The organism is Orbus sasakiae (genome assembly GCF_039542345.1).
GTDB lineage: Bacteria > Pseudomonadota > Gammaproteobacteria > Enterobacterales > Orbaceae > Orbus > Orbus sasakiae.
In genome coordinates, this window is sequence record NZ_BAABHY010000001.1 from 727,020 (window position 1) to 739,918 (window position 12,899).

A 12,899-nucleotide genomic window follows, 5' to 3' on the forward strand; every position below is an offset into this window, starting at 1 on the left:
ATGAACTCACTTAATATTTATGCTGCAGGAAGTTTGCGCTATGCATTGACTGAATTAGTCACACGCTTTAAACAGCATTATGCGGTAGACGTCACGGTGCAGTTTGCGCCAGCAGGGTTATTATGTCAGCAAATTATTCAACAAAACCCCTCACCCAATGCGCATATTTTTGCTTCTGCCAATCGGGTTCACCCGCAATATTTACTGGCACAAGGGATAGCATTAACCGAGCAAGTTTTTGCTCACAATCAGTTATGTTTAACGGTAGCGAATAATGCACAGTGGTCAAAGCGTGATTGGCTTACGATTCTATTAGATAACGCTATTCGTATTGGGATGTCTACCCCAAAAAGTGATCCATCCGGTGATTATACGTTTTCGTTATTTGATGGTATTGAAAAGCAACATCATGGTCAGGGAAAATTGCTTAAGCAGAGAGCGTTACAACTGGTTGGTAACGAATTAGTGTCAACACTCACAAATGGTGTGTTACCTGCTGAACATTTTATACTTAATGATATTGTCGATGGGTTTATTGGTTATGCAAGTTATGCGCATTGGCTAAAACAAAACCCCATGTTATCGGTGTCAGTTATTCCACAAACGTATTATCAATCTATTGATTATAGTATTGCATTGCTCAAACACCCGCATCCCTATGCACAAGCAATGATTGATTTTGTTTTGAGCGAGTCAGGTCAAGGCATCTTACAAAAAAATGGCTTTCGCAGAATTGATGCTTAACATGAAGACGCATCTTTTTATTAACATGATTTTATTACAATAGGCTGATACACAAGGTAAGTTAAATAAAAATGGCGATTTATGCTAGACAATTATGTCACTTCACTTTAGCATAATTTCATTTTTAGATATTGGCTAATTATTTGTGAAAAAAGTTTTCAAAGCTAGTTACTTATTAATCATGGCGTTAACATTATGTTTAGCGTCATCTATTGCCCCGTCTTTTGCTTTCCAAAAACAGCAAACAGCAAATGTTGTTCAAACTCATTTTAAAGATAACGAGCAAAGCGGTAAATCAAACGAATATACTCAGCAAATTATTGAGCAAATTACTGCTGATAAGTTTGATAAAAAAACTTTTAGCATCGATGCCACACAACTGGCAGATAACGTCACAATTGCGGTAACCAATCAGCGTGACTATTTTGTTATTCGAGATAATAAAATATGGGGGCAATATGCGATTGCTGAACCGACAGGGCAGCCGAGTGCTTACCGACAATATATCTTGGTTAATGGCCAAGTATACAAAGTTGCGGGTAAATCACTAAAATCCGCTGTTAAAGATAGTCGTATTACTTATCAAGCTGGTTTCACTGCACAGGCCGATAAAGTAATGGATTCGGTTGCTAAACAAGCAACCCAGACATCAATTACCTACCTTAAACAAAGTTCGAAACTGTCGGCTTTATTATCAAGTTTTAGCACGATTGAAACTCAATCAAATGTGCAAGAACCGGTTATTTCCCGTGTTCAGGGGACGAATGAATCAACCAGTGCTTATCAGACGGTGCCTCATGGTGTTAAACCAACAGAGCTCGATAACATTATTTACCAGGTACCGGGCGGTGGACTGATTGCACATGAAGCCGCAGGCGGGCATTTGATTGCTCGTCATGTGGCGAAAACCGAACAAGAACTCTTCGAGAGAGTGGCAAACGGACAAGTTAAAACAGCCTCTTCTTTTACCGATATGGCGACCGCTGAAAAAATTGTGAGTTTGGCTATTGAAGCTAACCGAAAAAAAATACAGCAATATTTATCGGGTAGTGAACATGGCTACTTAGTAATTGAATACCAAGCTAATTACGTGATTGGTATTAGTGTGACCCGAGGCAAATACGGATCAATTAAAGTGCGCAATGCGCGTATTATTCTTGCAAGAGATCCCCGTATGCCAGTTGGCTATAAAATTATTACCGGATACCCAGCACCATGAAAAATCAACAACATTTTCCCGCTTTAGCATACTATTTTAATGCCTATTTAAACCAAGATTTCGATATTATTTTTGGGGATGCAGAGCACGCCTTATCGGCTTATCAATCTACAGAGTCAGATGATGAACAGCACACTTTGAAACATGAAATTAAGTCACTGCTTGAATCCCCGTTAGATGAAAATCAATTACGGATTTTGCTCCTAGATGACATGGATTGTAATTACTTTTATCCCGCTGATGAGTTAACCGCGCGAGAATGGCTTGGCCATTTACTCACCCGTCTAGATGAACCGTCATAGCTAAAATTTAAACGAAGAGAGTATAAAAACATATTGCATAAACGAGTCTATTGTTTTATCGCAATATTATAGATTTTATTACAACACTAATTTAATGTGAGTTTGTGGTCGGTGTATTGCAAAAGGGGAGGTTATTTTAAGGTTAGACTATAGTTAAGCTTATCGTAAAAGAGATATTAGGGTAAGGAGATTAATCAAGTATTTAGTCTATACATTAATCTAACAACGTTAATAAGTCGGTGAATTCAAAAACAAAGTACGAATTCCTTTTTAGAAAAAACTGCAAATATCTTTACTGTAAACTACCCATTTAAATCAACAATTCTCGACTTTAATAATATAGTTTAACAAAAAGAATCATAAAACATGATAGATTTGTCAAAATGTAATATTCCGTCAAACAAGGCTAAATGGTTCATGTTTTGTTATCAAGGCAGTTATAAACTTTGCGACCTAATACCATGATGGTGTAAAGACATTACCAAAATTAAAGGGTGCAAAGCACCCTGATTTTCAATCGTGATGTGACGCATTTGCTTGAATGATAAACTGGCTATCGGCAATGCCTTTTACCCTGAATTTAGTGTTGTCTTCAAGATCATTATTTAAGATTGCTTGTATCCAAACGGTGTGTTCATTGAGTCTAATTGCCGCTAAAACACAACCCGTTTCGCGCCAGTTTTCACCGATTTGTTGCTCAAGCGTGTCACCAATTTGTGGTAATTGCGATGTGTGCCCAATTAATAAATATAAAGCGCGTTTATTGATACCACGATATTGCGCACGAGCCACCATTTCTTGCCCACAATAGCAACCTTTATCAAAACTGATGGCATCAAAATTTTGTAGGTTAAAAGCTTGGGGTAAATACTGATTGCTCACAGGTAAATCAATAATTGGGTAGTGTGCTTCCATATCTAAAATTGCCCATTGTTGGCTGTTTTCCACTAGGTCGGGCATTTCAGCACAATGTGCAGTGATATCATCGGCAGAGGCAATGACCAGGTATCGAGTTGTTGGGAAAGTTATTTTTAAATAGGTGAGGTGGTTAACGGTAATGCAGTTTTGCCCACTCTCAAAGAGTGCTGAAATACGGGTTAAGCCATCGGTTGTGTCATTACCCATGATCCCAAACGGGATTAAGTGTGTTTCAATATCAAATTGAACTTTCGAAAAGATCGCGTATTTTTTTAATTCTTTAAGCTGTGTTTCGACAATACTTTTACGCTCAAGGTAATAAATATCATCGCCGCGCTTAAAAAATATCATGTTACTCCAAACTTTACCTTTAGGATCACATTGCGCAGAAAAAACAAAATTTTGTTCCGTTAATTTTGTCAGATCACTGGTCAATTGACCTTGTAAAAATTTTATACTATCAGCGCCAGTAATTTTAATCAGCTGCCAGTCATCAAGAGTGGTTTGGCACAATGGTAACGATTGGGATGTATATAGCATAACAAATACCTTATAACAAATTTGGTTTAATATATCACACAACCGATTATGATTTAAATCGCTGATGTGAATAAAGCGCATTTGAGTGATATTTTGCGATATACAACGCAATATTAAAACACGACTTGCGACCCATATTAGAATTTGTGTAAATTATCACTAATGGTTTAATCTGCGATTTAAAAGGAGATAGCATGCAAAAAAACAGGGCAAAAGTCCATTGGTCGTGCCGACGAGGTATGAAAGAACTCGATCTCCTTTTACAGCCTTTTTTTGACGTACATTATGAACAATTAACCGCTGCACAAAAAGCGCATTTTGAACAGTTGCTACAACTTGATGATTTGGTGCTTTTTGACTGCTTTTTTAAACGAAAGCCACTGCAAGATTGCCATCTTCAAACGATGGTTGATATGATCAAATCCCATCAACAACATGTGGCATACTAATTTACGTTATTCGCAAAAATACCAAATAGGCATCACCACTTTTTATGTCGTTTTTACCGCACTGATTATTGTGCTATGCCAACAAACAGAATTTGATAATATAATATTTATTATAGTCATTATTCTGGTTATTGAATGGTGGAAAGCTTACTGTGCAGGTAGATTAATACGGGGTGAGTTAGCGCTATTTTATGATATTGATGAACTGTATTGGTGTCGGCAACGTTGGGTCATTATCAAAAAACCGATATGCTTACGCTATGTTATCATTATCCATTTAGTCGCCAAACGAAAGCGTAAAAGTAAAGTATTAGTATTGATAGATGATAGCTTTACTAAACAAGATTGGCATAGTTTACACTATTTTCTACGCCAATTTGTTAAGGTATCATGATTGTTTTTTACACTATAATGATAGGTTATGATAAAAAAATAACGAAAATTAATTCAATGTTGATGTATTTCACTCGTCTTTGCTATCTAAACCCCGTTGGTAAAGTTGATTTTTTTTCAGCCCGTACATGTCAGCAACAATAGCTGCAGCTTTTTTTAAGGGTAATTCTTGCTGCAGACGATTAAGCAACTTGATAGCGTTAGGGTCAATATCGTCAGCGGTATTTTTATGATACCCCTCGACAATTAATACAAATTCACCTTTTTGGCGGTTATCGTCTTCTTGTAACCAGTTTATCACCTGATCAATCGGTTTTTGGATGACCGTTTCCCATGATTTTGTCAATTCTTTTGCTAAGACTAATGACCGCTGTGTACCGAACACCTGTAGCATATCTTGTAAACTGTCAATGATGCGATGGGTTGATTCGTAAAAAACCAGAGTGCGGGTTTCTTCCATTAATTGATTCAAGTAATCAATCCTAGCTTTACTTTTTGCAGGTAAAAAGCCCTCATAACAAAAGCGATCAGTCGGTAAACCGGATACACATAATGCCGTTATTGCAGCACATGCGCCTGGAATTGGCACGACACGGATACTTTGTTCATGGCACGCTTTTACCAAATGATAGCCAGGATCATTAATGAGCGGCGTACCTGCATCAGAAATGAGCGCAATTGAAATGCCTGATTTTAGCCTATCAATTAATTGTTGTGCTTTTTGCTGTTCGTTATGATCATGCAGTGGATATAATTTTGCTTGTATACCTAAATGCTGTAATAATAATCCACTGTGCCTTGTATCTTCAGCAGCAACAAGGTCAACATGCTTTAAGGTATCAATGGCGCGTAGGGTGATATCCCCCAAATTACCAATGGGTGTGGCAACAATATATAGTGTAGCGGGTTCGATTGTGATAGCTGATGTCATAGATAATTTGTTGTATTTGGCGATTTATTTACGTTAAATTAGCACAAAAAATGAGTTGTACAGAGCGATTATTATATACAATGCTAGCTCAAACACCAATTAAATGCGAATAATGATGAGTTTGATTGGTCGGTATTAGCATGTTTTTTTATATAACTGGTGTATAATATTTTCATTTGATTGAATGATTGGTTAATTAGGCAACGATCTATTTAACTTAGTAATAAAAATACGTTTAGGAGTATGACTTTGAGAACATTAGATAATCTAAAAATTAATAATAAAGTAGCTAGGTTTTTTTCGTTAAGTATCATTACATTAGCAATTTCTGCATGTTCACAAACTAATCCAGCACAAATAAATGACTTATCTGACTCTTCATCGTCGACTTATTCTGGCGGTGTTACTTCAAATACGTCATCATCTAGCACAACGACCTATAGTCAGCCCCCTTCAAATATTACAAAAATAAAACCGGCTGATGTCCCAACTTCAACCGTTAAGGTAAACGGCAATGTTGTGACGACGACGCAAGAGCGTATGGTTTATAGCCGTAACTATGATGAGATCCCCAAAGGTGGTTACCAAGGCAATACTTATACGGTGAATCGGGGGGATACCTTATTTTATATCGCTTGGATTACTGGTAATGATTTCCGTTCATTAGCAGCAAAAAATAATGTTAAAGCCCCTTATGAATTAAGTGTAGGCCAAGTGCTTGATGTCAGCGGTGGTACAACGGTTGTCGTGACTCAGCAGACCACCACAAAACCAGGTACCACAAGCCCTACTGCAACGACAACCACCACTACAACAACTACATCGAGTAAAACACAACCAACAAAGCAGGTGACAACAACATCAACGTCTACTGCTAGTACGACTCCGGTGACAACAAGTCCATCCTCAACTGTTGCCAATATTAAATGGCAATGGCCAGTGAAAGGTAAGTTGATTGAAACATTTTCTAATGCGACAAAAGGTATCGATATTGCTGGTTCATTAGGCGATCGCATTGAAGCGGCGGCTGATGGTCGTGTGGTTTATGCAGGTAATGCACTACCGGGTTATGGTAATTTAATTATTATCAAACATAACGATGATTATTTAACGGCTTATGCACATAATCAAAGTATTTTAGTGAAAGAGCAACAAGACGTTAAAGCAGGGCAACAAATTGCAACGATGGGGAATACGGGAACAAGTTCTGTTCGATTACATTTTGAAATTCGCTATCAGGTAAAATCAGTTGATCCTTTAAAATATCTACCGAAACAATAGTACCGAATAATAAAAATAGATAAATAATGAAGTGTGAGCGTGTTTGTAAATTATAAAAATTGATTCACTAAGGAGTTATCCATGGCAGTAAAAAAATTAGTTTTAATCAGACACGGTGAAAGCGAGTGGAATAAAGAAAACCGTTTTTGTGGCTGGACTGACGTTGACCTTTCAGAAAAAGGGCATCAAGAAGCAATTGAAGCGGGTAAATTATTAAAAGCTGAGGGTTTTCAGTTTGATTATGCCTATACTTCAGTTTTAACGCGTGCTATCCATACGTTATGGCATGTACTAGACGGTGTAGAACAACCTTGGATTCAAGAAGAAAAAAGCTGGCGTTTAAATGAACGTCATTACGGTGCCCTGCAAGGACTCAATAAGGCGGAAACTGCGGCTAAATACGGTGATGACCAAGTTAAATTATGGCGTCGTGGTTTTGCTATTACACCACCAGCACTAGAAAAGTCTGATGAGCGTTACCCTGGCCATGACAGTCGCTATAAAGGTTTAAGTGATAAAGAATTACCGTTGACTGAAAGCTTAGCGTTAACAATCGAACGTGTATTACCTTACTGGACAAGTCATATAGCGCCACGTGTCGCTAAAGGTGAACGTGTTATTATCGCAGCGCACGGTAATTCATTACGTGCATTGGTTAAATATTTAGATAATATCAGTGATGATGCCATTATTGATCTTAATATTCCAACCGGTGTACCGCTTGTCTATGAATTTGATGATAATATGAAAGTGATTAAACATTATTATCTTGGTGATGCAGCCGCTATTGAAGCAAAACAAGCTGCCGTTGCTAATCAAGGTAAAGCAAAATAGTTTGATCCCACATCTTTTCGTGTTTAAAAAAGGTAAGTCAACTGACTTGCCTTTTTTATCGATTCGATCTCTACTTTTTCCCAACAATGTATTTAAATAACATTCAAACAGATTGATGTATCCATAATCTTATTATGCATAATATTATGTCATTCTTGACTTAATTCCTGAATTCAACTGCTTGTTAAAATATCACTATTATATTAATACATCATTATAAAAGTAAAACTATCTTATTATGATAATTGACCTTATTGTTGATAACTGCATAAAAAATTTTTGAACGATGATTTGCAAAAAGAAAGTCGATTGCGGAATACTTAAGTAATAAACTGAATCCATGAAATTATTTTTCAGTGAAATTCTTTCGTGATAACAATAAACGATTCAATTAAGTATAGTGTATTTTTATTCATTAAAATTTTTGAAGATGATATTTATTATAATATATCTTCCTAAAAAATAGATGAAACTGATTATGGTAAATATAGTATATAGCACTTAAGTCTTGTTGAGGATTTACATAAACATACGCCTTATACACTCATATTTGGCGTTTCTCTAAACTATCACTTTTATCTTTACTCGATTCTGTAAATTTGAAAAATAAGCCCTTACTCTTAATTTTGTGCATTACGGTATCTTTAAATTAATTTTAAAACATGTAAAATAAATACATTATTAAAACAATAACAAGGAAATAAGGATGATCGAATTAAATCCAGTGCTTCTCCCTAAAGCCATTTCAGCTCAACAAGGTAAGCTAATTTATAACAAATCAAAAGATACAATTGAATATATAAAATTTAAAGAACAAGCGAGTGGCAGAGTTCATGTTGTCGTTTGGCTTATTATTCAAATTAGTAGAGCGATGCGAAGTGATAGCGTGTTATTTGAAGTCCCTCGTGTTGATATCACAAAAATTGAATTTAAAGAAGCAACTACATTTAAATATGGTGAAATCAACATTACAGCACGTGATAAGACATATAAAATTAAATTTGGGAAAGATACATTAGATGAAGAATGTTTAAATGCATTTTTAGACATTTTTGGTGATAAAGTATCAAAAATAGTTTTGTCATAAGGATTTATTGATTCATAAGAATGATACGTTTTGTCTCAAATAATAATATAAGAGTTATTGAATATAACCATCTTGGTGTTGCAGCAGCTATTGAAGTAAAACAAGCTGCGGTTGCTAACTATGGCAAAGCAAAATAGATTGATACTACATCTCTTCATGTTTAAAAAAGGTAAGTCAACTGACTTGCCTTTTTTATGGATTCGAACTTTACTCTTTCCCTATCATGTATTTAAATAACATTTAGACAGATCGATATAGCTATAATCTCATTACAAATGTAAAACTATCCCTATTATTATCCAACAACTGACCTTTAAATAAAAAATGTGAATAAGTTCGCATAATTGCGGTTTTCTATTTGTCTACTGTCCGATTTTTATGTCATATTAGCTGACACGATTCAGTTTGTAGTAAATATAAATATTTTATGGAGACGCAAATATGAAAGTAAAAACCATCTCATTGGCTGTGATCTTAAGTCTTGTTTCACTTAATAGTTATGCTAAAGAATTTGTTCTAACCGATAATGAAAATGCTATTTCAAAAGGAGATTGGTCATTAACTAATCAAGATTTGGGCGTCAAAAATAGTACATTTAAAATTCAAAATAACGTATTAAAAGGTGGTAAACAAGAGGGTAGCCAAGTTATCACCATTTCAAGTGGCAACTTTACGATAAAAGTGAGTCCAACGCGTGGTATGGGTATTTTATCGGTGGAAGGTGATGGTGTCCGTATGGGATGGGATTCACCCGTTGATGAAGTGGTTAATCCATCTAATATTACGTTAGAAAGCCGCGGCGGCTTAGGTTGGCTTGATGGCTTTAATGAAATGATGGTACGTTGTGGATTTGAATGGACGGGACATCCCGTGACGGCTGATGGCATGATCTATACACTACATGGACGTGCGGGTAATACACCGGTCTCTAAACTGGTGATTGATATTGAAGACAAAGCGCCTTATACCATCACGGTGAAAGGGCTCATTAAAGAAAATACGTTTAAGAAAAGCCATCTCGAAACATGGGCAACACTCAGTTATGTACCGGGTCAAAAATCATTTACTGTGCATGATATTGTCACAAATAAGGGTGACTATGTACGCGATTATCAAATTATTTATCACAGTAATTACGGTACGCCAATTTTAGAAGAGGGGGCGCAATTTATTGCTCCTGTTAAAGAAATTTCGCCGTTTAATGACTATGCTGTAGAAGGGTTACAAGATTGGCAAATGTATTTAGGGCCGACAAAAGATTTTGATGAGATGGTCTTTAATGTTTACCCTTATGCTGATGAGCAGGGCATGACTAAAGTCATGTTAGCCAATAAAGCGGGAGATATGGGTGCGGGTATTGAGTTTAATATCAATCAATTACCTGTTTTATCATTATGGAAAAATACCGATACACTTAAGCAAGGTTACGTAACAGGTCTTGAGCCAGGGACCAGTTTTGCATATCCAGTCACTATCGAAAGGGAACAAAAACGTGTCCGTCAATTAGAACCAGGACAAAGTGCTGAATTTAGCTTAACGTATCACCTTTTTACCGATAAAAAATCGGTAGATGATTTTAGCCATAAAATTCAAGCTATTCAGGGGGATCGTTTAACAACAGTGATTGAAGAACCGATGGCTTATGAGTAATCAACGTTGTGAAATCACTATGTCGTCGCCAGTCTAAATGACTGGCGTGATTCTATTGACTTATAGCATTTTAAGCTGGAACTAAATCTTGTATAATAAAATAAATTTTTTATAGATCTCAAGATGAATAGTTCACCGAATAAAATGATTAAAATCGCGTTACATCCTAGAAATCGTCATCGTAATGGTTATGACTTTGTTAAATTAATGCAATGTTTGCCTGAGTTGGTTAACTATGTGAAGCAAAATCAATATGGTCAATTATCAATTGATTTTGCTGATCCTATTGCGGTCAAGACATTAAATAAAGCCTTGTTAATCTGTTTTTACCAATTACATTTTTGGGATATTCCTAATGATTTTTTATGCCCACCAGTACCAGGCCGTGTTGATTATATTCATTATTTAGCGGATTTATTAGCATCGGATAATCACTCAAACATTCCGCAAGGAAAACACATTCGAGTCCTTGATATTGGTGTAGGTGCTAATGCAATATACCCCATTGTTGGTCATGCTGAATACGGTTGGTCATTTGTTGGCAGTGATGTCAATCCGACTGCGATCAAAATAGCGACGATGATTGCCACGTCAAATTCCGGCCTAAAAAGTGCTTTGCATTGCCGATTACAACGTCATCAAAATGCCATTTTTAGTCAGATTATTAAACCTAATGAACAGTATGCCTTAACGATTTGTAATCCACCGTTTTACCGTTCATTAGAAGAAGCTAATGCGAATACCACGAAAAAAATCAGTAATTTACAAAAGTCTAAACCGATTGAAAAACAACCCGTTCGTAATTTTGGTGGGCATTCGACCGAATTGTGGTGTGAAGGTGGTGAGGCTACTTTTATTAGCAATATGATCACAGAAAGTCAGTCATATCAATCACAATGTGTTTGGTTTAGTTCATTGGTGTCTAAAAAAGAGACATTAGCCGTTTTAAGCGAAAAGCTCAAAAACGTCGCTGCTTTAGATGTTAAAATTATTCCCATGGCACAAGGTCAGAAAGTCAGTCGTTTTATTGCTTGGACATTTTTAACGTCTGAACAACGTCAGCACTTTTTTGAACAACTCAAACATTAGTGTTACCCAGAGTCATTACTCAAAAATAACCTAAATTTTTTATGTTTAATGCTGGATATTGCTTCTTTTAAGATTCAATTAATAACCTAATCCATTATTAGATATCACCTCTCTGACGAATGTTTCAGGTTTGATCATGCTAAATGAAATGCAACATGAAATTTCTTTCATTTATTTTTCATTTTTGTTTCATTTCACCTTGTTATAGTGCGCCTTAAGTTACTAGGACCTTACATTAAAGGATAACAAATGAAGCATTTAAAATTAATTCTTGTATTCGCTGTCGTGGCTATCGGTGTCGCGAGCTATTTTTTATTTTTCCAAAAAACGGAACAAATTAGCTACCTGACAATTAATGCAACGCGGGGCAATATTAGCCAAGAAGTGAATGCAACAGGTGAAGTTGGCGCGATTAAATTAGTGACTATTGGGGCACAGGTTTCAGGCCAAATCGATACGTTGAATGTCAAATTAGGTCAACACGTCAAAAAAGGTGATCTGATTGCGCAGATAAATTCCACAACTCAGCAAAATAATTATGATATTGAAAAAGCAAAGCTAACCAGTTATCAAGCTCAATTAGAAGCTGCGAAGATACAATTAACCACTTCACAATCTCAATATGAACGAGAACAAAAGCTTTATACACAAAAGGCAACCTCTAAAGCGAGTCTTGAAGAAGCAGAAAGCACCTTTGCAAGTGCTAAATCGGCTGTTGCCGAGTTAGAATCACAAATCATTCAAACTCAAATTGCGGTTAATACTGCTGAAGTCAATTTAGGTTATACAAAGATTGTCTCTTCATTAGATGGTACGGTTGTGTCAGTACCCGTAGAACAGGGGCAAACATTAAATGCCGCAACATCTACGCCAACAATTGTACAGATTGCTGATTTAAGTAATATGGAAATACTGATGGAAATCTCTGAAGGCGATATTACTAAAGTTGCAGAAGGAATGACCGTGACTTATTCCGTCCTTTCTGATCCTGATACTGAATTCACGACAACACTAAAATCACTTGATCCCGCATTAACAACACTCACCAATGGAAGTTATGAACAAGGTTCAAGTACTGACGCAGCCATTTACTATTATGGACGTTTAGAAGTACCGAATGCGCAAGGAAAATTACATATCGGTATGACAACCCAAAATGTGATCAAAATTGCGCATGCACAAAATGTTCTGGTGATTCCTGCAACAGCTGTCCACAAACGGGATAATTCTGAATATGTTAATGTGCTGAACGAGAATAATCAACAAGTTGAAAAAATTATCACGACCGGATTGTCTGACAGTATAAATATTGAAATCAGTAGTGGCCTGAGTGAAGGTGATAAAGTAATACTGTCTAATATGAGTGCACAAGATATTAGTAATTCAGTGGGAAGTTCATCTAAACCACGCATGATGTAATACGGCTGCTTGTTAACAACTGCGTCAATAAGCTGTTTAGCAA

The 12,899-nt window shown here is 36.2% G+C and carries 13 protein-coding genes; 11 read left to right on the plus strand and 2 right to left on the minus strand.

Annotated features, from left to right (window positions below):
• The 3 genes from modA (at position 1) to ABEA36_RS03155 (ending at position 2,265) form a co-directional block, all read left to right on the plus strand.
• Entirely contained in the window at positions 1-744 is a 744-nt protein-coding gene (modA, locus tag ABEA36_RS03145) for a molybdate ABC transporter substrate-binding protein (protein ID WP_345488704.1), read from the plus strand.
• Positions 745-889: 145 nt separating this feature from the next.
• On the plus strand, positions 890-1,963 hold the full coding sequence (locus ABEA36_RS03150) for an RNase A-like domain-containing protein (protein ID WP_345488706.1): 1,074 nt from the start codon (positions 890-892) through the stop codon (positions 1,961-1,963).
• Positions 1,960-2,265 carry a contact-dependent growth inhibition system immunity protein gene (locus tag ABEA36_RS03155; RefSeq protein WP_345488708.1) on the plus strand — a complete coding sequence of 102 codons (306 nt, stop codon included), beginning with the start codon at positions 1,960-1,962 and terminating at the stop codon, positions 2,263-2,265. The genes ABEA36_RS03150 and ABEA36_RS03155 overlap by 4 nt, the downstream gene beginning before the upstream one ends.
• 513 nt (positions 2,266-2,778) lie before the next feature.
• Here ABEA36_RS03155 and ygfZ read toward each other — a convergent pair.
• Entirely contained in the window at positions 2,779-3,723 is a 945-nt protein-coding gene (ygfZ, locus tag ABEA36_RS03160; protein WP_345488710.1) for a tRNA-modifying protein YgfZ, read from the minus strand.
• A gap of 194 nt (positions 3,724-3,917) precedes the next feature.
• Here ygfZ and ABEA36_RS03165 point away from each other — a divergent pair, with 194 nt between their 5' ends.
• Both ABEA36_RS03165 and ABEA36_RS03170 read left to right on the plus strand, forming a co-directional pair.
• Positions 3,918-4,172 (plus strand): FAD assembly factor SdhE, encoded by a 255-nt coding sequence (locus ABEA36_RS03165; RefSeq protein WP_345488712.1) that lies wholly within the window; start codon positions 3,918-3,920, stop codon positions 4,170-4,172.
• Positions 4,159-4,566 (plus strand): protein YgfX, encoded by a 408-nt coding sequence (locus ABEA36_RS03170; protein WP_345488714.1) that lies wholly within the window; start codon positions 4,159-4,161, stop codon positions 4,564-4,566. The genes ABEA36_RS03165 and ABEA36_RS03170 overlap by 14 nt, the downstream gene beginning before the upstream one ends.
• Positions 4,567-4,635: 69 nt before the next feature.
• Here ABEA36_RS03170 and rsmI read toward each other — a convergent pair whose 3' ends face one another.
• Positions 4,636-5,496, minus strand: coding sequence for a 16S rRNA (cytidine(1402)-2'-O)-methyltransferase (gene rsmI, locus ABEA36_RS03175; RefSeq protein ID WP_345488716.1), 861 nt, complete (start codon positions 5,494-5,496; stop codon positions 4,636-4,638).
• A 249-nt stretch (positions 5,497-5,745) separates the two neighbouring features.
• Here rsmI and nlpD point away from each other — a divergent pair, with 249 nt between their 5' ends.
• The 6 genes from nlpD (at position 5,746) to ABEA36_RS03205 (ending at position 12,856) form a co-directional block, all read left to right on the plus strand.
• Positions 5,746-6,777: a murein hydrolase activator NlpD gene (gene nlpD, locus ABEA36_RS03180; RefSeq protein WP_345488718.1), complete on the plus strand. Its 1,032-nt coding sequence runs from the start codon at positions 5,746-5,748 to the stop codon at positions 6,775-6,777.
• 81 nt (positions 6,778-6,858) lie between these two features.
• A complete protein-coding gene (gpmA, locus tag ABEA36_RS03185) occupies positions 6,859-7,611 on the plus strand; it encodes a 2,3-diphosphoglycerate-dependent phosphoglycerate mutase (protein WP_345488720.1) in 753 nt (250 codons plus the stop codon).
• Positions 7,612-8,317: 706 nt separating this feature from the next.
• Complete coding sequence (locus ABEA36_RS03190; protein WP_345488722.1) at positions 8,318-8,698, plus strand: hypothetical protein; 381 nt, start codon at positions 8,318-8,320, stop codon at positions 8,696-8,698.
• Positions 8,699-9,139: 441 nt separating this feature from the next.
• Positions 9,140-10,348 carry an aldose 1-epimerase family protein gene (locus ABEA36_RS03195; protein WP_345488724.1) on the plus strand — a complete coding sequence of 403 codons (1,209 nt, stop codon included), beginning with the start codon at positions 9,140-9,142 and terminating at the stop codon, positions 10,346-10,348.
• Positions 10,349-10,471: 123 nt separating this feature from the next.
• Positions 10,472-11,437 (plus strand): 23S rRNA (adenine(1618)-N(6))-methyltransferase RlmF, encoded by a 966-nt coding sequence (rlmF, locus tag ABEA36_RS03200; protein WP_345488727.1) that lies wholly within the window; start codon positions 10,472-10,474, stop codon positions 11,435-11,437.
• A gap of 249 nt (positions 11,438-11,686) precedes the next feature.
• The gene (locus ABEA36_RS03205) at positions 11,687-12,856 is read left to right on the plus strand and encodes an efflux RND transporter periplasmic adaptor subunit (protein ID WP_345488729.1); all 1,170 of its coding nucleotides are present in this window, start codon (positions 11,687-11,689) and stop codon (positions 12,854-12,856) included.
• The last annotated feature ends 43 nt before the right edge of the window (positions 12,857-12,899 follow it).